Genomic DNA, 23,714 nt, shown 5'->3' on the forward strand with positions numbered 1-23,714 from the left:
GCATGAAAACAAAAGTTTAAAGCGTTTCGTATGACGACGATAAAACGCGGCACGCTTTTGAGGAGGTTGCAATGCAAGTGGGCAATGCCCGTTACAGAACGGGCACCGATATACCGGAGACAGTTCCGGTTTTTCCGCTGAAAGGAGCGCTGCTTCTGCCCGGCGGTCAGCTTCCGCTTAATATTTTCGAACCCCGCTATCTGGCGATGGTCGAGAATGCCCTGGCCGGCAAGCGGATCATCGGCATGATCCAGCCGAAGATCGACGGCGATGATGACGAGACGTTCGATGAACTGGATGAGAGCTTTCGTCCCCAGTTGAGCAATGTCGGCTGCCTTGGCCGTATTACGACCTTTGCCGAGACGGGCGACGGCCGCTTGCTGATTACCCTCCAGGGCATCTGCCGTTTTCGCGTGCGCGAGGAAGTCAACTGCCGCCAGCCCTATCGGCAATGCCGGATCATGCCGTTTCTGGCCGATCTGGAGGAGGCGCGGGATTCGTCGGAAATCGACCGGGATGCACTGCTGGGTGCGTTTCGCGATTATCTGGAAGCGCATAATCTGGAAGCGGACTGGGACAGCATCGCGCGCGCAAACAACGAAACCCTCGTCAATGCGCTTTCCATCATGTCGCCTTTCGGCCCGGCTGAAAAACAGGCGCTTCTGGAGGCCCCCGATCTGAAGACGCGCGCCGCAACTTTGATTGCCATCACCGAAATGGTATTGGCCAAGGTAAAAGACGACGATTTCGGTTCGCGGCTGCAATGAATTTCGGGAATGGAACGATGGACGACAAGACGGAAACCGGCAATATCGATGTGCGTCTGCTGGAACTCCTCGTATGTCCGCTCACCAAGGGTGCGCTGGAATATGATCGGGAACGCGGCGAACTGATCTCGCGCAAGGCGAAGCTTGCCTATCCGGTTCGCGGCGGAATCCCGATCATGCTGCCATCCGAAGCGCGCAGTCTGACGGACTGACCGGCTGTTATATAATTTCTGCACAAGCCTCCAACTTTTTCATAAGTTTCAGCCATGCGCATTATTGCTTGTGGGGCGAGGGGGTTCTATAACCCTCGCGGAACTTGACAAGGATGGTAACGGAAGGTGTTGCACCGGTCGTTATTATCGTGAATTCGAACGCAGCATTCCCGGCGAAACGGGTTTTCGTTTTCTGGAATGTGCGAAACAAAACAGAGGCTTGGCATTATGGCATCCAGAAAACTCCTTCTCCTGCCCGGCGACGGCATCGGTCCAGAGGCGATGGCGGAAGTCCGCAAGATCATCGCTTTCCTCAATTCGGGCCTCAATCTCGGTTTCGAAACCGAAGAAGGTCTGGTTGGCGGCTCGGCCTATGATGCGCATGGCCAGGCGATTTCCGACGCGGATATGGAGAAGGCGCTGGCTGCCGATGCGGTTCTGTTCGGCGCCGTCGGCGGTCCGAAGTGGGATAGCGTGCCTTATGAGGTGCGCCCGGAAGCCGGCCTTCTGCGCCTGCGCAAGGACATGCAGCTTTATGCCAATCTGCGCCCGGCCATCTGCTATCCGGCGCTGGCCCAGTCCTCCTCGCTGAAGCCGGAAGTGATCGAAGGCCTCGATATCCTGATCCTGCGTGAGCTGACAGGCGGCGTCTATTTCGGTGAACCGAAGGAAATCATCGATCTCGGCAATGGCCAGAAGCGCGGCATCGACACGCAGGTCTATGACACCTACGAAATCGAACGTATCGCCGATGTTGCCTTCGAGCTGGCGCGCACGCGCCGCAACAAGGTCACGTCGATGGAAAAGCGCAATGTGATGAAGTCGGGCGTCCTGTGGAACCAGGTCGTTACCGCGCGTCACAAGGAAAAGCACGCCGACGTCGAACTGGAACATATGCTGGCCGATGCCGGCGGCATGCAGCTTGTTCGCTGGCCCAAGCAGTTCGACGTCATCGTGACGGACAATCTGTTCGGCGACATGCTGTCGGACGTTGCCGCCATGCTGACCGGCTCGCTCGGCATGCTGCCGTCCGCTTCGCTTGGCGCGGTCGATTCCAAGACCGGCAAGCGCAAGGCGCTCTATGAGCCGGTCCATGGTTCCGCACCGGATATCGCTGGCAAGGGCGTTGCCAATCCGATCGCGATGATCGCTTCGCTTGCCATGTGCCTGCGCTATTCGTTCAACCTCGTTGCCGAGGCGGATCGTTTGGAAGCGGCGATTGCACAGGTTCTCGACGATGGTATCCGCACCGCCGACATCTGGTCGGAAGGCACAACCAAGGTCGGCACGGTCGAAATGGGCGATGCCATCCTCGACAAGTTTTCGAAGCTTTCCGCGTAACAAGCGGACCGGAACCATTTGATGGACAGCCCGCCATGCATGCCGCATGGCGGGCTGTCCTTTTTTGAATAAGTGCCTGATTTGAGGCTGTCAATTGATGCCGCGGCGCATAAGAATAGCGCCATGTTGTTCACGCTTCCAAACCAAGACAAACTCTACGATGCGCTTGTCGCCCGCGATGCCGCTTATGAAGGCAGGGCCTATGTCGGCGTCATCTCGACCGGAATTTTCTGCCGCCTGACCTGTCCGGCGCGCAAGCCGAAACAGGAGAATTGCCGCTTCTTTGCGTCAGTCGCGGAATGCATGGCCGAGGGTTTTAGGCCTTGCAAGAGATGCCATCCCCTGCAACCGGCCGCCGAAGCGGAGCCTTCGGTGAAAATGCTTCTCGATGCCCTTGAAGCCGATCCCGAGCGGCGCTGGAGCGAGGACGACATCGCCCGGATGGGGCTTGACCTGTCGACCGTCCGCCGCAGTTTTCGCCGTCATTTCGGCATGACATTTCTGGAGATGGCGCGGCAGGAACGCTTGCGGCATGGCTTCCAGACGCTCGCCGATGGCGGGCGCGTGATCGATGCCCAGATCGACGCCGGTTTTGACTCGCCGGAAGCGTTCCGCAGCGCCTTTGCGCGTATTCTGGGCCTTCCACCAGGCAAGTTGCGCGGCGATGGCCTGTTGCGGGCAGCCTGGATCAAGTCGCCGCTCGGCACGATGATTGCGATCTGTGACACGCGCAGCCTGCATCTTCTCGAATTCATCGATCGAAAAGCGCTGCCTGCCGAGTTGAAAAAGCTTTATGCAACTGGCCGGGGCGATCTGGGGATCGGCCGTTTTGAAACGCATGATCTCGTGGAGCGTCAGCTGAACGCCTTCTTTACGGGCAATTCTCCGACATTCGACGTGCCGCTGGTGCTGCATGGCAGCACGTTCACGCAGGATGTGTGGCGGGAATTGCGCAATATCCGGGCGGGCGAAACGCGAAGCTACGGCGAACTTGCGCGGGCTCTTGAAAGGCCGCTTGCGGTGCGGGCCGTTGCGCGCGCCAATGGGGCGAACCAGATCGCCATCATCATTCCCTGCCACCGCGTGATCGGCGCGGACGGGTCCCTGACCGGGTATGGCGGCGGCCTCTGGCGCAAGCAGAAGCTGATCGAAATCGAAGCGCAATATCGAAGATGAAAGCCCAGATGAAAACGCCGCCCGATGGGCGGCGTTTTGCCTTGTACTGTTGCGATGGTCAGTCGACCTTGTTGAGATCGACGCCCTTGGTTTCCTTGACGAAGATCATGCCGATCACGAAGGTGACGGAAGCGATGATGATCGGATACCAGAGGCCGTAATAGATGTCGCCCTTGGCCGCGCTGAGCGCGAAGACGCCAGCCGGGAGCAGGCCGCCGAACCAGCCATTGCCGATGTGGTAAGGCAGCGACATGCCGGTATAGCGGATGCGGGTCGGGAACATCTCGACGAGGATTGCCGCAATCGGGCCGTACACCATCGTCACGTAGATGACGAGGATGGTCAGGATGGCGATGGTCAGCACCCAGTTCACCTGCGCAGGATCGGCAACCATCTTGAATGCACCGGCATTGGGGATGGTGTAGACGGCCTGCTCGGTGCTGACGCCGAGGCCTTCAGCTTCGCTTTGGGTCAGAAGCTTCTGCTTCACGAGGTCCGCGGCGGAAACCATGGTCTTGGTGTCGCCGGCGCGGATGGCTTCGGCGTTGAGCTGAAGTTCCGGGTTGGCGGCGACGAAGGCGTCGAGCTTGCTATCCGGCACTTTCGCCGGGTCGCGAACGAGCGGGAAACCGGCCTTCTGCAAGGCGAGGTTCACGTCGTGAGCCAATGCCGACTGCCTGGCTGCGGCATCTGCCCCGGCCTGGGCCGCGTCATAGGACTGGATCGTGCTGTCGCCGATTGTGATGGTCGCAGGCGTTCCCGCCGCTGCCGTCTGCACGATCTCATAAGGCACCGAGCTCTTGGCGAGGAAGCTGGTCGCAACATCGCAGGACGTGGTGAACTTTGACGTGCCGGTGGCGTTGAACTGGAAGTTGCAATCGCCGGGGGCTGCCGTAACGGTCGCCTTGATGGTCTGTTCAGCCTGGGCCAGTGCCGGATTGGCAGCGCCGGTCAGCGCCTTGAACAGCGGGAAGTAGGTCACGGCAGCGAGCAGAAGGCCTGCCATGATGATGGGCTTGCGGCCGATCTTGTCCGACAGCCAGCCGAAGAAGACGAAGCCGCCGGTGCCGATCAGGAGCGCGATGGCCACCATGATGTTTGCCGACTGGTTTTCGACCTTCAGAACGTTTTGCAGGAAGAACAGCGCGTAGAACTGGCCGCAATACCAGACAACGGCCTGACCGGCGGTGAGGCCGAAAAGGGCGATGAGGGCGATCTTGGCATTCTTCCACTGGCCGAAAGCCTCGGAAAGCGGGGCCTTGGAGGTCTTGCCTTCTTCCTTCATGCGCTTGAATGCGGGCGATTCGCTCATCTGCATGCGGATCCAGACGGAAATACCGAGCAGGAGCACCGATACGAGGAACGGAACGCGCCAGCCCCAGGCTGCGAAGGCTTCCTTGCTGAGCATGGTCTGGATGCCGAGGATCACGAGCAGCGACAGGAAAAGGCCGAGCGTTGCCGTGGTCTGGATCCATGAGGTGAAGAAGCCGCGGCGATTGTTCGGCGCATGTTCGGCCACATAGGTTGCCGCGCCGCCATATTCACCGCCGAGTGCCAGGCCCTGCAACATGCGCAGAACGATCAGGATGATCGGTGCGAAGATGCCGAGCGTGGCGGAACCGGGCAGAAGACCGACCAGGAAGGTCGAGGCGCCCATGATGACGATGGTGACGAGGAACGTATATTTACGGCCGACGAGGTCGCCGATACGTCCGAAGACGAGCGCGCCGAAGGGGCGCACGAGGAAGCCTGCCGCGAAGGCGAGCAGAACGAAGATGTTTCGGGTTGCTTCCGGATATTCGTTGAAGAAGGCCGCGCCGATGAAGGACGCCAGCGTTCCGTAGAGATAGAAATCGTACCATTCGAAGACGGTACCGAGCGAGGACGCAAAGATGACCTTGCGTTCTTCGCCCGTCATTTTCTGCGCGCCGACCTCGGCGCTTGACGAGACTGCCATGAATCTGTCCTCCCAAACAGAGCTATATAGGTGCGGTCTTTCCTCACCGGGACAATGAAGACCGCTGGTGCGCCTTGACCGGTTCCTCTCCCTTCAAGGCGCTCTCCTCACATTTGCATGATGACCTGAATTCGCAGATTCGGGCAGTAGTCTTTAGTATGATGCAGAATTGCCAGCTTGTTTTAGAGCCTGTTCCGAAAGTCGCCCTGTGCGGCTGCAAATGGAAACTTGTCTCAAGTTCCGGTGCTCGAAAATCACCATTTTCGCACACAGGCCGCTTTTTGCTTCAGGCTCTCACTGTCGAAGCGCATGGAGAGGCAAAAAATGCGCAACTTGTCATGCTGGAGAATTGACTCCATCCATAAACCGCGTAAAAGCAGGGACGAACGAAGGAGAACCCGCGTGGATCGCGTCAACGTAGCGTCAGTTTCGCCTGGAACTGCCGGCATTTCTGCCGGGGCAGCGCGCATGCCTTCGATTTCCAAAACACTCACGGCCATTACCAAAACGACCACGAAAACGGTCTGATTCCCTTGGCCTGCTCGCCCTCTCCCCGGGTCTGGCCCGGGGGCGGAAGTCCCGCGTGGCCTGCGGGGTTCCGAATCTGGAAGCGGAGAGGGACAGGAGACGAAAAATGGGTTTCAAGGTTGCAGTTGTCGGCGCCACCGGAAATGTCGGGCGCGAAATGCTCAATATTCTCGAAGAACGCGGCTTTCCCGCTGATGAAGTTGTGGCGCTCGCATCGCGCCGCAGCCAGGGCACGGAAGTGTCCTATGGCGACCGGACGCTGAAGGTCAAGGCGCTCGACACATATGATTTCTCCGACACGGATATCTGCCTGATGTCCGCTGGCGGCGAGATTTCCAAGGAATGGTCGCCGAAGATCGGCAAGCAGGGCTGCGTCGTCATCGATAATTCGTCGGCCTGGCGTTATGATGCCGAAGTGCCGCTGATCGTGCCGGAAGTGAACCCGGACGCAGTCGAAGGTTTCGCCAAGAAGAACATCATCGCCAACCCGAATTGCTCGACCGCCCAGCTGGTCGTGGCGTTGAAGCCGCTGCACGATGCCGCCAAGATCAAGCGTGTGGTTGTTTCGACCTACCAGTCGGTTTCCGGCGCGGGCAAGGAAGGCATGGATGAACTGTTCGAGCAGTCACGCGCGGTCTTCGTGGCCGATCCTGTGACGGCGAAGAAGTTCACCAAGCGCATCGCCTTCAACGTGATCCCGCATATCGATGTCTTCATGGAAGACGGCTACACCAAGGAAGAATGGAAGATGGTGGCCGAAACCAAGAAGATGCTTGATCCGAAGATCAAGCTGACGGCAACGGCTGTTCGCGTTCCGGTCTTCATCGGTCACTCCGAAGCGGTCAATATCGAGTTCGAAAACCCGATCACGCCGGAAGAAGCGCGCGAGATCCTGCGTGAGGCTCCGGGCTGCCAGGTTGTCGACAAGCATGAAAACGGCGGTTACATCACGCCTTATGAATCCGCTGGCGAAGACGCGACCTATATCAGTCGTATCCGCGAGGACATCACGGTCGAGAACGGCTTGGCCATGTGGGTTGTTTCGGACAATCTGCGCAAGGGTGCCGCACTCAACACGATCCAGATCGCCGAACTTCTGGTCGCGCGCGGCCTCATCAAGCCGAAGGCGCTTGCCGCCTGATCCGCTTTATCCGTACTGATGATGAAAAGCGCCGGTTTTCCGGCGCTTTTTGTTAAGGGGAGGTTGTCGGCGCGGTTGTCCGTCGGGCAATCGTGATTATTCCGCCTGCGCCTCGATATTTTCCATATCGTCGTCGGAAAGGCCGAAATGATGGCCGATCTCGTGGATCAGCACATGGGTGATGATGTCGCCCAGCGTTTCCTCATGCTCCGCCCAATAGTCGAGGATCGCGCGGCGATAGAGCGTGATGCGGTTCGGGCCCTCGCCGGTCTGAAGGCTGAACCGCTCGCCGATGCCGCGGCCTTCGAAAAGGCCGAGCAGGTCGAAAGGCGTTTCCAGCCCCATATCCTCGATGATCTGATCGTCAGGAAAATCGGCGATCTGGATGATGATGTCGCCGCACAACGCACGAAACTCCTGCGGCAGATGCGCAAGAGCCTCGATCGCGATGGATTCGATTTCGTCCAGCGAGGGCGAGAGACGTCCCGCCCAGTCGCCGCTTTGATCTTCTCGGGCCATTCCAGCCAATCGTGTCCTATTCAATGTCTCAGGCCACCGGGCTCTTGCAGGCCATATATGGTGCTTTCCGTCATTATGCCCAGGGACGCTGTTCGGCGCGCCTGGCCTCGAACGCGTCGATGCTGCCGGCCTTTTCCATCGTCAGGCCGATATCGTCCAGGCCGTTGAGCAGGCAATGGCGCTTGAAATCGTCGAGGTCGAAGGAAATCGTGCCGCCATCGGGGCCGTGGATTTCCTTGGTTTCGAGATCGACGGTGAGGGTGGCATTGGCGCCGCGCGAAGCGTCGTCCATCAGCTTGTCCAGGTCTTCCTGGGCGACCTTGATCGGCAGGATGCCGTTCTTGAAGCAGTTATTGTAGAAGATGTCGGCGAACGAGGTCGAGATCACGCAGCGAATGCCGAAATCGAGCAGGGCCCATGGCGCATGTTCGCGCGAGGAACCGCAGCCGAAATTGTCGCCCGCAACGAGGATCTGCGCATTGCGGTAGCCGGGCTTGTTCAGGACGAAATCCGGGTTTTCCGTGCCGTCTTCGTTGAAGCGCATTTCGGCGAAAAGCCCCTTGCTCAGACCCGTGCGCTTGATCGTCTTCAGGTAATCCTTCGGAATGATCATATCCGTATCGATATTGACGATCGGCAGGGGGGCGGCGACGCCCGTGAGCTTGGTGAACTTATCCATGTCCTGAACCTGTCGGTTGGGAATTTGCAATTTGCAAACTGGTTTACATCAGCTTGACCGAGAGTCAACGTTTGAGGCCATAACTGCCCAATAGGTCGCAACTCCAGGCCTGTTTCGGGAACCGTCCGCCGCGCGGACAAGCGCGGCGGAAGGTTCGTCTGTCGGTCAATGCGCATAATCCTGTCTGGAAACCGCGTCAAGTTTTCCGGATCATGCGTCTTTGACGCAGTTTGCGAAATTATCGAACGTCCAGCGCGATGCCGCCGGTTTCGCTGCCGGTCAGGCGGCGGGATTTGCCATCCGCGCCGACGACGATCGTATAACGCCTGCGCCGCATGGAGAGATTGGGCGACATCGCCACATCGATGGCCGGATCGAACTGCAAGGTGATGCGCCACAGTTCCGGCTTGATCGTCTCCTCCACGGCGATGATGCGGGCATCGAACGGCGTGGTGTGAAACAGGCCGGCGATGCGCTGCCCGACGCGGTAAGGCGCGGTCTCGCCCTCGATGGATGCGGTCTCCACCTTGCCATTGGCGGCAAGCGTGTTCCAGTCGCGCGTGCCGGACTGGCGCGCCACAAGGTCGAGCGCCTTGCCGTGACTGATGGCGATGCCTTCCTCGCTCAAGGCCTGCCGCAGACGGCGGGCCTGATGCTTGAAGTCAACATTATGGGTCCCAGCGATGATGGCTGTGGTCATTGTTTTCGCTCCTGGTTGTGAGCGGCGTTTTCATGAACGGGTGCCCGCATTGCCGTTTCTGCCGTCACCGGAACAAAAACGTGAAACAGAAATGCTTTACCAAGGCCGTGAGGCTGCGGGCGGCGGGTGCATTCCAACCGAAGGCTGGAAAATAGGCGTGTCGATACAGGATTTCAAGGCCCGGTCAGTTCGTGCTCCTGTTCGTGTTCTCGGGCTTGCGCTGCCGTGCCGTTCGGTGCACAAATCGGGGTATGAAAACCGTTGTTCGTCCCCGCCGTTCCGTCCTGTTCGTTCCGGCCGCCAATGCACGCGCATTGGAAAAATCGCTGACGCTTTCCGCCGATTGCGTGATCTATGATCTGGAGGATTCGGTTGCCCCGGAGGCGAAGGTTGCGGCCCGCGATGCGCTTGCCGCGCACTTTGCGGCCCATCCGAATGTTGCCTTTGAGCGCATCGTGCGCGTCAATGGGGCGGAAACGCCATGGGGTGGGGACGATGTTGCGGCGGCGGCAAAGATGGGCGCGGATGCGGTCCTTCTGCCGAAAGTGGAGCGCCCGCAGGACGTGATCGATGCCGCCAACCGGCTCGACCGGCAGGATGCCGATCCGGCGGTCGGTGTCTGGGCGATGATCGAAACCGCGCGCGGCATTCTCAATGCCGATGAGATTGCGGTTCTTGGGCATCGTTCGGCGGTGCGGCTTGCCTGTTTTGTCGTCGGGCCGAACGATATTGCGCGGGAGACCGGCGTGCGCCCGCAAGCGGGGCGGCCTTATCTGGTGCCATGGCTGATGCAGATCGTGCTTGCCGCACGCGCCGGCGGGATCATCGTTCTCGACGGCGTTTACAATGATTTTCGCGACAGCGCGGGCTTCGAGGCGGAATGCGCGCAAGGCGCCGCCATGGGGTTCGACGGCAAGACGCTGATCCATCCGGGCCAGATCGAGGCGGCCAACCGGGCCTTCTCGCCAACCGGGGAGGAGGTGGCGCATGCGCGCGCCGTTGTCGAAATCTTTGCCCGGCCGGAAAATGCCGACAAGAGCGTCGTTTCGCTGGATGGGCAGATGGTCGAACGTCTGCATCTCGAAATGGCCGAGCGTGTCCTCGCCAAAGCAGGCGTAAAGTTATAACAGAGGAAGCAACAGCATGAAGTTATACCGTTTCATCACTGGCCCCGACGATTCCGCATTCTGCCATCGAGTCACCGCAGCGCTCAACAAGGGCTGGCAGCTCTATGGCTCGCCGACCTATGCCTTCAATGCGGCAACCGGCGTCATGCATTGCGGCCAGCCGGTGGTGAAGGAAGTCGACGGCGTCGATTACACGCCGGATATCAAGCTCGGCGAATATTGATGACTGTCCGCCGCATCGTCGCCAATATCGCCACCGGTGATCCAGCGGCGGCAAAGCGCTTCTATGGCGATTTGCTGGGCCTTGATGTGGCGATGGATTTCGGCTGGATCGTCACCTATGCGACCGATGCGGAGGCGCGGGTGCAGGTGAGCATCATGAGCGAAGGCGGATCGGGTACGCCGGTGCCCGATCTTTCCATCGAGGTGGATGATGTCGATGCCGTGCTGGAACGTGCGGTCGCACTGGGATTTCCCGTCGCATACGGTCCGGCCGATGAGGAATGGGGCGTGCGCCGTTTCTTCACGCGGGACCCTTACGGTCGGCTTGTGAATATTCTGACCCACAAGCGTTGAAAAAGGCCGGTTTCCCGGCCTTTTTCTTATGGGTTTAATTCAAGCCGCGCTTTTCAATCATCGCGTCCGGTGTCGGCATTTTGCCGCGAAACGCCTTGTAAAGCTCTTCCGGGTCGCGGCTGCCGCCGGCGGCATAGATATGCTGCTTCAGTTTTGCCGCCAGTTCCGGATTGAAGGCGTCGCCGGTTTCCTCGAAGGCCGAGAAAGCGTCCGCATCCAGCACTTCCGACCACATGTAGGAATAGTAACCGGCGGAGTAGCCGTCGCCGGAGAAGACGTGGGTGAAATGCGGCGTGCGGTGGCGCATGATGATCGCATCCGGCATGGAAAGCTTTGCCAGCGTTTGCGTTTCAAAAGCCAGCGGATCGGCGATCTTCTCCTTGCCGGTGTGGAAGGCCATATCCACCAGCGCGGATGAGGTAAACTCGACCGTGTTGAAGCCCGCATTGAAGGTGCGGGCCGCAAGCACCTTGTCGAGGAGCGCCTTCGGCATGGCTTCGCCGGTGCGGTAGTGCACGGCGTATTTTTCCAGAACGGCGGGGACAGTCAGCCAGTGTTCGTAAAGCTGCGAGGGCAGTTCCACGAAATCGCGCGAGACGGCGGTGCCGGAAACGGCAGGCCACGTCACATCCGACAACAGCCCATGCAGCGCATGGCCGAATTCGTGGAACAGCGTGCGCGCATCGTCGAGCGAGAGCAGGGCCGGTTCGCCTGCCTTGGGCTTGGCGAAATTCATGACATTGTAGATGATCGGCTTTTGCCCATCGCCAAGCTTGTGGCTCGATTGCAGGGAACTCATCCACGCGCCCGAACGCTTCGATGTGCGGGCGAAATAATCGCCAAGGAACAGGCCGCGCTCGCTGCCATCGGCGTTGAACACCTGAAACACCCGCACATCCGGGTGCCATGCGGTAATGCCCGTCTTCTCCTCGAAGCGGACGCCGAACAGTCGACCTGCCACATCGAAAGCCGCTTCGATGATCTTTTCAAGCTGAAGATAGGGCTTCAGTTCCGCCTCATCGAAGGCGAAGCGCTCGGCGCGCAGCCTCTCGGCGTAGAAGCGCCAGTCCCAGGGCGCGACCTTGTGGTTGCCGCCATCGGCTGCGATGAGACGCTCCAGTTCCGCTTCCTCTTCCGCCGCCTTGGCGCGCGCCTTGTCCCAGACCGGCTCCAGCAGGTCCATCACCGCCTTCGGGGTCTTGGCCATGGTGTCGTCGAGCTTGTACGCGGCAAAATTGGCGTAACCGAGCAGATGGGCTTTGCGCTCGCGCAGTTCCACCATCTCGCGCACGATGTCGCGATTATCGGTTTCGCCGCCATTTTCACCGCGCTTCGCCCAGGCGTTGAATGCCTGCTCGCGCAGGCCACGATTTTCGGAGAAAGAAAGGAACGGCTCGACGATGGAACGCGACAGCGTAACCGCCCAAGCGTCGGGCTTGCCGCGTTCGGCGGCAGCGCTCTGCATGGCGTTTTTCAGGAAATCCGGCAGACCGGCAAGATCGGCCTCGTCGGTGATAAACAGCGCCCAGCCGGATTCGTCTTTCAGCACATTCTGCCCGAAACGCGCGCCAAGCCCCGCCAGCTTCTCATTGATGCCCGCAAGCTCCGTCTTGCCTGCCGCATCGAGCTTCGCGCCGGAACGGACGAAACCCTTCCACGTCTTTTCCAGAACACGCTTGGTCTCGGTGTCGAGGTCCAGCATGTCGCGATTTTCATAAAGCGCGTCGATACGGGCGAAAAGCGCGGGGTCCATCATGATGCGCGAATAATGACGCGACATTTTCGGCGCGATTTCGCGCTCCAGCGCCTGGATCGTGTTGTTGGTATGCGCGCCCGCGCGCAGCCAGAAAACGGAGGAAACACGGTCGAGCGCCTTGCCCGTCAGTTGCAGCGCCTTCAGCGTATTGTCGATGGTCGGCTCATCCTTCGCCCCGGCGATGGCTTCCACTTCGGCGAGGTCTTCCGCCAGCGCCACATCGAAGGCGGGGGCGAAATCCTCATCCCCGAAAGCGGTGAAATCCGGCAGGCCCAGCGGTCCGTTCCATTCGGTCAGCGCGTGATTATAAGCGGGCTTGTCGGACATGATGAAACTCCGGTTCGGGTTTGTTCGAGGTGAACCAGACTTAGGACCTGGCTGTCGGTGGAGCAAGGGCTGAACAGTGAAATAGCACTATGGCGATGCCATCGCCGCCCGGATGGGCGTTCCGGCCCCATATCCTTTCTGCCCTGGCGGCTTTTGCCGCGTGCAGTCCGACGGTCGGGCCAAAAAGCGTTCGACATCGTCTCGCAAGGGCTTGACTTTATGGGCGACCAAGCGCAAATCACGCCCGCTGCCAATTTTCGTGGCGGCAATTTCAACCGGAGTTTTATTCTCTTATGCCCAGCGACAGTCACAGTCGATTGTTTCAGCCGTCAAGGCAGTTCGTGATCTGATCGCTCGCGGTCGGCTTGCACGGTCTGCCTTCGACGGCGGATCGACAGAAAGGCAAGCCCCATGACCGGCCTTAAGCCCGACAACGACTTCTTCCCGGAAGTCCTCAATGTTGCCGACCTCCCTGCTGCCGCCATTGCAAGCCGCATTGCGGACATGCGCACCGGCGACGCGGTGGAACTCGTCAACGAACTCGATGCCGATGATGTCGTCGCCGTCATCGCGCAGCTTTCGCACGACGATGCCATCCGTCTGCTCGACCAGCCGGAGCTGCATCGCGCGGCCGAAATCATCGCGACCCTTTCGCCCGGCCTCGCAAGTCTTTTGCTCGACGGCATGTCGGCGGACCGTGCAACCGACGTTTTCCAGGAATTGGACGATGACGACCGCGCACGGCTTTTTCCCATTCTCGCGCCTGAAACAAAGGCGGCGCTGAAAAAGCTGATGGGCTATCCGCCGAATACGGCAGGCTCGCTCATGACCATCGAATTCATCGCCGTCCCCTCCAACTGGAATGTCGGCCAGACGCTGGAACATATCCGCAAGGTGGAGCGTACCCGCGAGACGGTTTATGCGATCTATGTCATCGATCCGGTCAGCCGCGTCCTGCTGGGCGTGGTCAGCCTGCGCCGCCTCATCATCCGCCAGCCGGACGAACCCATCCTGTCGATCGCCCGCGAAGACGAGCCGATCACCATTTCGCCGCTGGCAAGCCGCGAGGAAGTCGCCCGGCTTTTCCGCAAGCACGACCTTCTGGCCGTGCCGGTGGTGGATGAGGGGCGCCATATCATCGGCATCGTGACGGTCGATGACGTGCTGGACGCCATGACGGAAGAGGCGAGCGAGGACACCTATCGTTTCGGCGGCATGGAGGCGCTCGACAAGCCCTATATGCGCATCGGCTTCGGCGAGATGCTGAGGAAGCGCGCCGGCTGGCTCGGCATTCTGTTTCTCGGCGAAATGCTGACCGCAAGCGCCATGCAGCATTTCGAGGCGGAACTGGAAAAGGCGCTCGTGCTCACCCTGTTCATCCCGCTCATCATGTCGTCGGGCGGCAATTCCGGCTCACAGGCAACCTCGCTCATTATCCGCGCGCTTGCCTTGCAGGAAATCAGGCTCAAGGACTGGTGGCGCGTTGCCCTGCGCGAGATACCGTCCGGCCTTGCGCTCGGCAGTTTCCTGGGCTGCATCGGCATCATCCGCATCGCCACATGGCAGACGCTCGGCATTTATGACTATGGCGAACACTGGATTCTGGTGGCATTCACCGTGGGCATGGCGCTGGTCTGCATCGTGACATTCGGCTCGCTGACGGGCTCGATGCTGCCCTTCATACTGCAAAGGCTGGGCTTCGATCCGGCAAGCGCGTCCGCGCCTTTCGTTGCCACGCTGGTGGATGTGACGGGCCTCGTGATTTATTTCAGCGTCGCGCTGGTCATCCTGTCGGGCACGCTGTTGTAGGCCCGGCTGACAAAAAACTGACAGATTAGCGGTGTAAAAGCCGATTGAAATCCGGGTTTTACGGCCTAAATAAGAGGCAGTTTCGCGCTGCCTCTTTCTAAAACGCAAAAAAACCTGTAAGAGCGCCGCATTGTTTTTCCGCGCGGGTCTGTTGGCGCGGCTCCCAACTCATATAGAAGTGATCTCCATATGGAATTGCGTAATATCGCTATTATCGCACACGTCGATCATGGCAAAACCACACTGGTCGATGAACTCCTGAAGCAGTCCGGCTCGTTCCGCGAGAACCAGCGCGTTGCAGAACGCATGATGGATTCCAACGACATCGAAAAGGAACGCGGGATCACCATTCTCGCCAAGGCCACTTCGGTTGTCTGGAAAAATACGCGCATCAACATCGTCGACACGCCGGGCCACGCCGATTTCGGCGGCGAGGTTGAGCGTATCCTGTCGATGGTGGACGGCGCCATCGTTCTCGTCGACGCCGCCGAAGGCCCGATGCCGCAGACGAAGTTCGTCGTCGGCAAGGCGCTGAAGGTCGGCCTCAAGCCCATCGTGGCGATCAACAAGATCGACCGTCCCGATGGCCGTCATGAGGAAGTCGTCAACGAAGTGTTCGACCTCTTCGCCAATCTCGACGCGACCGACGAACAGCTCGATTTCCCGATCCTCTACGGTTCGGGCCGTAACGGCTGGATGGCGCTGAGCCCGGAAGGCCCGAAGGATGAAGGTCTGGCGCCGCTGTTCGACCTCGTGCTGAAGCATGTTCCGGCTCCGAAGGTTGCCGAAGGTCCGTTCCGCATGATCGGCACGATCCTCGAAGCCGATCCGTTCCTGGGCCGCATCATCACCGGCCGCATCCATTCCGGCTCCATCAAGCCGAACCAGGCCGTCAAGGTTCTGGGTCAGGACGGTTCGCTGCTCGAAAACGGCCGTATCTCGAAGATCCTCGCTTTCCGCGGCATCGAGCGCCAGGCCATTGACGAGGCGCAGGCAGGCGACATCGTCGCCATTGCCGGTCTTTCCAAGGGCACCGTCGCCGACACGTTCTGCGATCCTTCGGTCAGCGAACCGCTTGCCGCCCAGCCGATCGATCCGCCGACCGTGACCATGTCCTTCATCGTCAATGACAGCCCTTATGCGGGCACCGAGGGCGACAAGGTGACGAGCCGCGTCATCCGCGACCGTCTGCTGAAAGAAGCCGAAGGCAATGTCGCGCTGAAGATCGAGGAATCGACCGAGAAGGATTCGTTCTTCGTGTCCGGCCGCGGTGAATTGCAGCTAGCGGTTCTGATCGAAAACATGCGCCGCGAGGGCTTCGAGCTTGGCGTTTCGCGTCCGCGCGTCGTCATGAAGGACGGCGAGAACGGCGAAAAGCTGGAGCCGGTGGAAGAAGTCGTCATCGACGTCGATGAGGAATATTCCGGTACCGTCGTGCAGAAGATGTCCGAGCGCAAGGCTGAAATGGTCGAGCTGCGTCCTTCGGGCGGCAATCGCGTGCGTCTGGTGTTCTATGCGCCGACCCGTGGCCTCATCGGCTATCAGTCGGAACTTTTGACCGATACGCGCGGCACGGCGATCATGAACCGCCTGTTCCATGACTACCAGCCATATAAGGGCGAGATCGCAGGCCGCAACAACGGCGTTCTGATCTCCAACGATCAGGGCGAGGCTGTGGCTTACGCACTGTTCAACCTTGAAGATCGCGGCCCGATGATTATCGACGCCGGCGTCAAGGTCTATCAGGGCATGCTGATCGGCATCCATAGCCGCGACAACGACCTGGAAGTGAACGTCTTGAAGGGCAAGAAGCTCACCAACATCCGCGCCGCCGGCAAGGATGAAGCCGTGAAGCTCACCCCGCCGATCAAGATGACGCTGGAACGCGCTCTGTCGTGGATTCAGGATGACGAGCTGGTCGAGGTGACGCCGAAGTCGATCCGCCTTCGCAAGCTCTATCTCGACCCGAATGAGCGCAAGCGCTTTGAAAAGAGCAAGTCGTCGAGCGCTGCATAAGCCCGACAGAATAAAGAAAACGGCGTCTTCGGGCGCCGTTTTTGTTTGGGTTGTTCTTGGAGTTCGCCGCGACAATAGCGCATTTTCGAGCCAAAAGTGTGAAACGGTCTTGCGTTTGGAAATGCGGCAAAAACAAATAGATAGAGCGGTTCCAACTTTTCCGCTAAAACGGGAATCGCTCTAGGACTGCATCATGCCTTGATTGCGTTTGAGCCTAAATCTGGCCGATTGGCGCGTAGTCGGCCCCGTCGACCGAAGATGGACGGCCCGCAAGGTTGATGCGGCTTACACGCTGCGGGGTTTCGGCGATGACCTTGCCGCGCTTGACCACCTTGAGGCGGTTTGCCTTGAGCCGCAGCGCCTCGATCGGATCGCGTGCCTGCAACACCACGAAATCGGCATTGCAGCCTTTTTCAAGCCCGTAGCCTTCAAGGCCCAGCGCCTTCGCGGAATTGACGGTCAGCGCATCGAAAACCTGGCGTTTGCCTTCGATGGAGGTCATCTGCGCGACATGGATCGCCATGTGGCCGACTTCCAGCATGTCGCCGGAACCCATCGAGTACCAGGGGTCCATCACGCAGTCATGGCCGAAAGCGACATTGATGCCCGCCGCCATCAGTTCCGGCACGCGGGTCATGCCGCGGCGCTTCGGATAGGTGTCGGCGCGGCCTTGCAGCGTGATGTTGATGAGCGGGTTGGGAATGGCATTCATCTTCGCTTCCGCAATCAGCGGAATGAGCTTCGAGACGTAATAATTGTCCATGGAATGCATGGAGGTGAGGTGCGAGCCGGAGACACGGCCCTGAAGGCCGAAGCGCATGGTTTCGGCGGCTAGCGTTTCCACATGGCGCGACATCGGATCGTCGCTTTCGTCGCAATGGATGTCGACCGGCAGGCCGCGTTCGGCGGCAATGCGGCAGAGCGCTTCCAGCGAAGCTCCGCCATCGGCCATGGTGCGCTCGAAATGCGGAATGCCGCCAACCACGTCGAGGCCCATGTCGAGCGAACGGTTGACGAGATCGACCGCGCCCGGTGAACGGTAATAGCCATCCTGCGGGAAGGCCACGAGTTGCAGGTCGATATAGGGTTTCACCTTCTCGCGCACTTCGATCATCGCTTCGGCGGTGAGAAGGCGCGGATCGCTGACATCGACATGGCTGCGGATGGCGAGCAAACCTTGGGCGACCGCCAGATCGCAATAGCGCAGCGCGCGCTCCACCATGGCTTCGACGGTGAGCATCGGCTTCAGTTCGCCCCAGAGCGCGATGCCTTCCAGCAGCGTGCCGGAGCGGTTGAGCCGCGGCAGGCCGAGCGACAGGGTCGCGTCCATGTGGAAATGCGGATCGACGAAAGGCGGGGTTACGAGCCGGTCGGTGGCGTCGATTTCCTCCGCCGCCTGATGCTCGGCCCTGGAGGGCACGATATCGGCAATCCTGCCGTCCCTGACCAGAATGTCCTGCATCTGGCGACCGTCAGGAAGATTGGCATTTCTCACGATCAAATCGAACATGGCGGACCTTTCGTTCTGGTTGGCGAGAACCGAGCCGTAAAAGCGCATTCGTGCATTGGCTTAATCTCTATATCCGCTGGGTGCGATGCGGGGAAGAGGCGGGAAGGGGTCGTCATCGTCGATGGAAAGTGTTAGGGCGCAAAGGACATTATTTCGGGATTGCCATGTTCACGATCAGCCGCGTTGAAACCTTCAGTCAGGAGATCAGGAAAAGCCGCTTTCTGGCGATTGCCGCGCCGGCTGCGAGCGAACAGGCGGCAAAGGATTTTCTGGGCGAATATTCCGATCTTTCCGCGACGCACAATTGCTGGGCCTGGCGGATGGGGCAGAACTATCGTTTCAGCGACGATGGCGAGCCGAGCGGAACGGCGGGCAAGCCGATCCTGCAGGCAATCGACGGCCAGCAGCTGGATAATATCGTGGTCGTGGTCACGCGCTGGTTCGGGGGCATTCTGCTGGGAAGCGGCGGCCTGATGCGCGCCTATGGCGGCACGGCGGCAAGCTGTTTGCGACAGGCGGAAAAGACGGAGGTTATTCCGCTGGCGGGCTTTTCGCTTGCCTGCGATTTTTCCGATCACGCGCTCCTGAAAGCCCGCCTGACGGCAGTGGAGAATGTGACAATCGCACAGGAAAACTTCACCGGCACCGGCGTGGAAATGACAGGCGCCATGCCCATCGCCGCGCAGGATGATCTGTCGCGCCTCGTCACCGACATCACGCGCGGCAAGACGATCATCAAGTTCGACGATTAGTTTATAGCCGTCGTATATTGCTGGCGCTTGTTCTCATACATCAGCAGGTCGGCGCGCTTGGCGACCGTTTCCAGCTTTTCGCCCGGCATGCTCGTGGCCATGCCGATGGAGAGATTGAGCTTCAACTGCGAATAATACTGGTTGTTGAGATCGACCAGCCGCGTGATGTCTTCCACCATCGCTTCCGCGCCGCGTTCATCCACATAGGGCAGCACGACCGCGAATTCGTCGCCGCCGATGCGGGCGGCATGGCCGGGCTGCCTGACCGCCTCGTTCAGCACCTCGCCGATGCGGCGCAGAAGCCCGTCTCCGGCCGCATGGCCCCAATGGTCGTTCGCCACCTTGAGGCCATTGAGATCGATGATGATGATGGAAACCGGCGCATGGTTCTTGCGTTCCAGACGGTTCAGTTCGTCGACATAGAAAGCGCGGTTGTGAAGCTTGGTCAGCACGTCATGCTTGCCCAGATATTCGAGATAGGCTTCCGCCTTCTTGCGCGCCGTGATGTCGGTCAGCGCCACCTGCACCAGCGACCAGTCCGCTTCATGCCCCGGAAGAACGGACAATTGCAGCAGAAGATGCCGCTCTGTGCCGTCGAGCGCATAGTTCACCACTTCGCGGCGCTGGAACAGCACACCGTTCCACAGATCGATGAGCTGTTCGCGGAAATGGGTTTCCATCTCGTCCTTGAACACAAGCGGCAGGCTTTGCAGAAGCGTCTTCTTGTCGGGCGCGAGAAACAGCGCCAGCGTTTCATTGTTTATGTCCAGAACGCGGATTTCGCTCATGCACTGGCGCACGAATTCGGGATGCACGTCGGTGAACACGCGAAAATCGACAATGCCGCGCTGGCGCACATCGTCCATCAATTGCTTGATGCGGCTGAAATCCTCCACCCAGAGCGAAACCGGTGAATGTTCGAAAAGCCCTTGCGCGTGCTGCTTGTGCCGGTCCTGTTCGCGGCGGGCGTCCTCGCGCGCCGTCACATCCTCGATGGACAGGAGAACCCGCTCCCAGGAATGTTCGTATCCCGGCAGCACCACGCCCTTGAGCTGGATATCGAGACGCTTGCCGCCGAGCGTATAATTGACCGTATCGCTTGAAAAGGCATTGCCGCCATTCCACAGTTGCACCATCTCCTCGATATGCGGTTCCTGCATGTCGTCGCGGAAAACGCGTTCGAGATTGGCGACCAGATGGCCGACATTGTCCGCCTCGAAAAGCGAAAGCGTCTTGCGGTTGACCTTGAGCACCCGGATATGGCTGGTGCACTGGCGCAGCCGGGTCGTATCCTCCCGCAGGAAAGCCCCAAGATCGGTGACGCCCAGCGCCCGCCATTCATCGAACTGCCGGCGCAGGCCGCTATAATCCTCAAGCCACAGCGAGATGGGCGCAAGGTCGAAAATATTGGCGCTGTCGCTCAGGGCAGACTCGATATTCATGGATTCCCCCGCATTATCGTTGGCTTTTCCGCATTTCCAAACGCAAAACCGTTCAAAACAGGCTTCCGGGCCGGCTTCTCTTTTCCCATCGGAGAAAGTCACGATGGATTATTGGGAGCGGTTTATATTACGGGCGCCTTAGATAAACTAGAGCTTTTATTGTCTCGCAACTACGCTTTTATGTAGAAAAAGAGCTTGTTCCAAAAGTCGCCATACCGGTCTGCAAATGGCGCTTTTCTGCGCTCGGGCGCTCATGTAGGTTCAGTACACTGCGCTCCGGTACTCGAAAATCACCATTTTCGCCTCGGTCTGCCGCTTTTGGATTCAGGCTCTACGAAGGGCAGCTCTTCTTGGGGGGAGCTGCCCTGTCCAATGGTCTGCGGTGGTCAGTTCCCGATCGGCAGCCGGTGGCGGACAAGCGTGGTCCAGTAGGAGCATCCCCAGGTGATGACATCATCGTTGAAGTCATATTTCGGGTGATGGAGATTGGCGCTCGGGCCATTGCCGATATTGATCATGGCGCCCGGCACCTCGTTTAGCATGAAGGCGAAATCCTCGCCGCCAAGCGTCGCGGGCATGTCGCGCGTCACGCGGTCGGCACCGGCAACGGCTTCCGCGGCGATGGCCGCCAGTTCCGTTTCGCGCGCGTGATTGACGGTGACGGGATAGCTGCGCTGATAATCGAGCGTGGCCTTGGCCCCGAAGGCATCGGCAATGCCCTGCACGGCGCGGGTCAGTTTTTCCTCGATATGATCGCGCACGTCCTCGCGCAGCGTGCGCACCGTGCCGGTCAGCCGGATTTTCTGCGGGATCACGTTGAAGGCATCGCCGCCCTGTATGGTGGTGATCGAGATCACGGCGGAATCGAGCGGATCGATGGTGCGCGCCGTCAGCGTCTGGATTGCCTGGATGAGTGCGGCCGTCACCGGAATGGGATCAATGGTCTGGTGCGGGGAGGCGGCATGTCCGCCAACACCGTCAATGGTGATGTCGAGCACGTCGACCGATCCCATGATCGGGCCGGAATTGATGGTGAAATGCCCCACCGCGAGGTTGGGGCGGTTATGCATACCGTAGACCTCATCGACCGGCCAGCGCTTGAACAGACCGTCATCGATCATCGCCTTGGCGCCTGCGCCGCCTTCTTCGGCAGGCTGGAAGATCACGATCACCGTGCCGTCGAAGGCGCGGCTTTGCGCCAGTTCGCGGGCCGCGCCCATAAGCATGGTCGTGTGGCCGTCATGGCCGCAGGCATGCATCTTGCCCGGCGCTTTTGAAGCCCACGCCGCGCCGGTTTCTTCCAGAATAGGCAGGGCATCCATGTCGGCACGCAGGCCGATGGCCCGGCCCGAACGGTTCGACTGGCCGCGAATGACGCCGACGACGCCGGTGCGCCCGATGCCGGTCACGACCTCATCGACGCCTGCGGCGCGCAGCGCTTCGGCAACCTTGTCCGCCGTCCGGTTCACATCGTAAAGCAGTTCCGGATTTTCGTGCAGGTCGCGACGGAATGCGACGAGTTCGTCCAGCTGGTTCGACGTCCAGTTTTCAACCGGCATGTCAGGCTTCCTTGTCTTTTGGTTCGAGGCGGTAGCGGAAATCGCAATGGCTTGCGCCCTTCATGATGGTCTGGGTGCGTTCCAGCTTCATGTCGGGATTGTAGCCGATGCAGAAATCGCCATCGCGGTTGCAGGACAGCAGATGGCCGATATGGCCAAGACCCATCTCGCGATACATTTCCGAATAGCGGCAGCGCGTCACGTTGAAATCGAAATGATCCTCGCCCTGCGAAATAACGTCGATTTCCAGCGCGTTTTCCTTCGTCCAGAGCGGCTGGATATCGGCAAAATCCTGTATGGTGGGTGTGCGGCCGAGTTCTTCGGCAAAGCTCTTGCCCTGTTCGATGGCCGAACGGCTGACGGCTTCGCCGATTGCGGCCTGTGCTTCTTCCTCACCGGAACGTTCGCGAATAACCTCGTAAACATTCTTGAGAACCAGCGCCTCGATGCGGCGACGTTCGAGAATTGACATTTGATTCATGGACCTGACCTTTCACATGAACGTTGAATGAAATGGGTTAGAGATTTGGCTCGGTGAGATCCTTGCGCCGAAGCCATGCGAGATAGAAGGGGGCAATCTTCCGCGCGACCTTATGAAAAGGCAATGGCGCGGGTTCCGAGATGGGGAGCGCTAGTTCCTGAACCGGCTCACCGGCAAGCGCGCATGCGAATTCGCGGCCAAGCGACGTGCCAAGCGCAACGCCGCGCCCGTTGCAGCCGATCCAGGCCCAGCCATTGGGGCCGAGTTGATGGACACGCGGAAAGCGATCCCATGTCATGCCGATATAGCCGCTCCATACATGGGTGATTTCCGGCTCGCCCAGCGCTGGAAAGGCTTCTGCCATGTTGCGCGCCGTCTTGCGCCTGACGCGCTCAGCCACGTTGAAATCGCCCATCACCACGCCGCCGGTAATCAGCCGGTTGCGGGCATCGTAGCGGAAGAAACGCAGATCGCCGCGCGTGTCGGAAACGGCCTGCCTGCCGGGCAAGATGGTTGCGCGCAGATTGTCGCTGACGGGCGCGGTCGCCATCTGCCATGAGAGCACCGGCACGATGGTCCGGGCAAGGCGCGGGGCAAGCCCCTCGCGCAGCTCGCCCGTATAGGCGTTGGTGGCAAGCAGAAAGCCCTTGGCGCGCACCGTGCCGCTTGCGGTCTTGGCCTCCCAATGGTCGCTCATTTGAGCATAGGTGACGACCGGGCTTTGCTCGTGAATGATTGCGCCGTGGCGTTCGGCAGCCGCGGCAAGACCGCGCGCGAAAGCCAGCGGATTGATGTGGCCGCCGGTCGGGTTGAACATGCCGCCATGCCAGAAATCGCTGCCCAAAAGGCGCGATGTCGCGGACCGGTCGAGAAACTCTGCCGGAAATCCGAACCGCTTCCACGCATCCACGCGGTTTTGCGACAGCTTTACCCGGCCCGGCGAATGGGCAGGCTGGAACCAGCCGTTCTGCTCGGCTTCTGCATCAATATTCTCATCGCGCAGGATGGAGAAAAGAATGTCGGCGCTGTTGCCGATCAGTCTGGCAAAACGTTCGCCCGCGGCGCCATAGCGTTTGGCGATTGCATCGGGCTCGGCGGCGGTCATGGTGGGGATGACTTGGCCATTGTTGCGCCCGGATGCGCCCCAGCCGACGGCATTGGCTTCCAGCAGGATGACACGCTTGCCGCGTTTTGCCAGATGAAGGGCAGCCGAAAGCCCGGTAAAGCCGCCGCCGACAATGACGATATCGGCTTCCGCGTCACTGGTCAGCGGCTTCGCCGGTATGCGTTCGGGGGCGGTTGCGGCCCAGATGGAGGGTGGGAATTCTATCTTCTGCAT

The 23,714-nt window shown here is 59.8% G+C and carries 21 protein-coding genes and 1 pseudogene; 12 read left to right on the forward strand and 10 right to left on the reverse strand.

Annotated elements, in window-relative coordinates; all coding sequences use genetic code 11:
- The first annotated feature begins 71 nt into the window (after positions 1-71).
- From AVM02_RS01945 to AVM02_RS01960, 4 genes are all read left to right on the forward strand, one after another.
- Positions 72-767 (forward strand): LON peptidase substrate-binding domain-containing protein, encoded by a 696-nt coding sequence (locus AVM02_RS01945; RefSeq protein ID WP_411505340.1) that lies wholly within the window; start codon positions 72-74, stop codon positions 765-767.
- A gap of 17 nt (positions 768-784) precedes the next feature.
- Positions 785-979 carry a Trm112 family protein gene (locus tag AVM02_RS01950; RefSeq protein ID WP_411505341.1) on the forward strand — a complete coding sequence of 65 codons (195 nt, stop codon included), beginning with the start codon at positions 785-787 and terminating at the stop codon, positions 977-979.
- 228 nt (positions 980-1,207) lie between these two features.
- Entirely contained in the window at positions 1,208-2,320 is a 1,113-nt protein-coding gene (gene leuB / locus AVM02_RS01955) for a 3-isopropylmalate dehydrogenase (RefSeq protein WP_411505342.1), read from the forward strand.
- A 123-nt stretch (positions 2,321-2,443) separates the two neighbouring features.
- Complete coding sequence (locus AVM02_RS01960; RefSeq protein ID WP_411505343.1) at positions 2,444-3,496, forward strand: bifunctional transcriptional activator/DNA repair enzyme AdaA; 1,053 nt, start codon at positions 2,444-2,446, stop codon at positions 3,494-3,496.
- 58 nt (positions 3,497-3,554) lie between these two features.
- Here AVM02_RS01960 and AVM02_RS01965 read toward each other — a convergent pair whose 3' ends face one another.
- Positions 3,555-5,453, reverse strand: a complete 1,899-nt coding sequence (locus AVM02_RS01965; RefSeq protein WP_411505344.1) for an MFS transporter — start codon at positions 5,451-5,453, stop codon at positions 3,555-3,557.
- Positions 5,454-6,087: 634 nt separating this feature from the next.
- Here AVM02_RS01965 and AVM02_RS01970 point away from each other — a divergent pair.
- Entirely contained in the window at positions 6,088-7,122 is a 1,035-nt protein-coding gene (locus AVM02_RS01970; RefSeq protein ID WP_411505345.1) for an aspartate-semialdehyde dehydrogenase, read from the forward strand.
- 96 nt (positions 7,123-7,218) lie between these two features.
- Here AVM02_RS01970 and AVM02_RS01975 read toward each other — a convergent pair whose 3' ends face one another.
- From AVM02_RS01975 to AVM02_RS01985, 3 genes are all read right to left on the reverse strand, one after another.
- Complete coding sequence (locus AVM02_RS01975; RefSeq protein WP_411505346.1) at positions 7,219-7,641, reverse strand: metallopeptidase family protein; 423 nt, start codon at positions 7,639-7,641, stop codon at positions 7,219-7,221.
- Positions 7,642-7,714: 73 nt separating this feature from the next.
- Positions 7,715-8,320, reverse strand: coding sequence for a 3-isopropylmalate dehydratase small subunit (gene leuD / locus AVM02_RS01980; RefSeq protein ID WP_411505347.1), 606 nt, complete (start codon positions 8,318-8,320; stop codon positions 7,715-7,717).
- Positions 8,321-8,558: 238 nt separating this feature from the next.
- Positions 8,559-9,020 (reverse strand): glyoxalase superfamily protein, encoded by a 462-nt coding sequence (locus AVM02_RS01985; RefSeq protein ID WP_411505348.1) that lies wholly within the window; start codon positions 9,018-9,020, stop codon positions 8,559-8,561.
- A 251-nt stretch (positions 9,021-9,271) separates the two neighbouring features.
- On the opposite strand from AVM02_RS01985, the gene AVM02_RS01990 reads away from it, so the two are divergent.
- Genes AVM02_RS01990 through AVM02_RS02000 form a run of 3 tightly spaced genes read left to right on the forward strand, consistent with a single transcriptional unit; the run spans position 9,272 to position 10,723 of the window.
- Entirely contained in the window at positions 9,272-10,147 is an 876-nt protein-coding gene (locus AVM02_RS01990; protein WP_411505349.1) for an HpcH/HpaI aldolase/citrate lyase family protein, read from the forward strand.
- Between the two features lie 16 nt (positions 10,148-10,163).
- Complete coding sequence (locus AVM02_RS01995; RefSeq protein ID WP_002965766.1) at positions 10,164-10,370, forward strand: DUF1737 domain-containing protein; 207 nt, start codon at positions 10,164-10,166, stop codon at positions 10,368-10,370.
- Positions 10,370-10,723, forward strand: coding sequence for a VOC family protein (locus AVM02_RS02000; protein ID WP_411505350.1), 354 nt, complete (start codon positions 10,370-10,372; stop codon positions 10,721-10,723). Before AVM02_RS01995 ends, AVM02_RS02000 begins: the two co-directional genes overlap by 1 nt.
- A gap of 34 nt (positions 10,724-10,757) precedes the next feature.
- Here the strand turns inward: AVM02_RS02000 and AVM02_RS02005 are convergent, their stop codons facing one another.
- Entirely contained in the window at positions 10,758-12,806 is a 2,049-nt protein-coding gene (locus AVM02_RS02005; RefSeq protein WP_411505351.1) for a M3 family metallopeptidase, read from the reverse strand.
- Positions 12,807-13,217: 411 nt separating this feature from the next.
- Here AVM02_RS02005 and mgtE point away from each other — a divergent pair, with 411 nt between their 5' ends.
- Positions 13,218-14,615: a magnesium transporter gene (gene mgtE, locus AVM02_RS02010; RefSeq protein ID WP_411505352.1), complete on the forward strand. Its 1,398-nt coding sequence runs from the start codon at positions 13,218-13,220 to the stop codon at positions 14,613-14,615.
- A 189-nt stretch (positions 14,616-14,804) separates the two neighbouring features.
- A complete protein-coding gene (gene typA, locus AVM02_RS02015) occupies positions 14,805-16,631 on the forward strand; it encodes a translational GTPase TypA (protein ID WP_411505353.1) in 1,827 nt (608 codons plus the stop codon).
- 214 nt (positions 16,632-16,845) lie between these two features.
- Here the strand turns inward: typA and AVM02_RS02020 are convergent, their stop codons facing one another.
- On the reverse strand, positions 16,846-18,141 hold the full coding sequence (locus AVM02_RS02020; RefSeq protein ID WP_411505354.1) for an amidohydrolase family protein: 1,296 nt from the start codon (positions 18,139-18,141) through the stop codon (positions 16,846-16,848).
- 164 nt (positions 18,142-18,305) lie between these two features.
- Between AVM02_RS02020 and AVM02_RS02025 the strand changes: the two genes are divergently transcribed.
- Entirely contained in the window at positions 18,306-18,893 is a 588-nt protein-coding gene (locus AVM02_RS02025; RefSeq protein WP_411505355.1) for an IMPACT family protein, read from the forward strand.
- On the opposite strand, the gene AVM02_RS02030 is transcribed toward AVM02_RS02025, so the two are convergent.
- Entirely contained in the window at positions 18,890-20,335 is a 1,446-nt protein-coding gene (locus AVM02_RS02030; protein ID WP_411505356.1) for a diguanylate cyclase domain-containing protein, read from the reverse strand. The two genes, AVM02_RS02025 and AVM02_RS02030, sit on opposite strands and share 4 nt — an antisense overlap.
- A gap of 226 nt (positions 20,336-20,561) precedes the next feature.
- On the opposite strand from AVM02_RS02030, the pseudogene AVM02_RS02035 reads away from it, so the two are divergent.
- A pseudogene (locus tag AVM02_RS02035) lies at positions 20,562-20,675 on the forward strand (flagellar basal body P-ring protein FlgI); the annotation flags it as partial.
- Positions 20,676-20,721: 46 nt separating this feature from the next.
- Here AVM02_RS02035 and AVM02_RS02040 read toward each other — a convergent pair.
- The 3 genes from AVM02_RS02040 to AVM02_RS02050 are packed head-to-tail and all read right to left on the reverse strand — an operon-like array spanning position 20,722 to position 23,714.
- On the reverse strand, positions 20,722-21,894 hold the full coding sequence (locus AVM02_RS02040) for a M20 aminoacylase family protein (protein WP_411505357.1): 1,173 nt from the start codon (positions 21,892-21,894) through the stop codon (positions 20,722-20,724).
- 1 nt (position 21,895) lies between these two features.
- Complete coding sequence (locus AVM02_RS02045) at positions 21,896-22,375, reverse strand: L-2-amino-thiazoline-4-carboxylic acid hydrolase (RefSeq protein ID WP_411505358.1); 480 nt, start codon at positions 22,373-22,375, stop codon at positions 21,896-21,898.
- 37 nt (positions 22,376-22,412) lie between these two features.
- Positions 22,413-23,714: an NAD(P)/FAD-dependent oxidoreductase gene (locus tag AVM02_RS02050; protein ID WP_411505359.1), complete on the reverse strand. Its 1,302-nt coding sequence runs from the start codon at positions 23,712-23,714 to the stop codon at positions 22,413-22,415.

The organism is Brucella anthropi (assembly GCF_046630315.1).
GTDB lineage: Bacteria > Pseudomonadota > Alphaproteobacteria > Rhizobiales > Rhizobiaceae > Brucella > Brucella anthropi_A.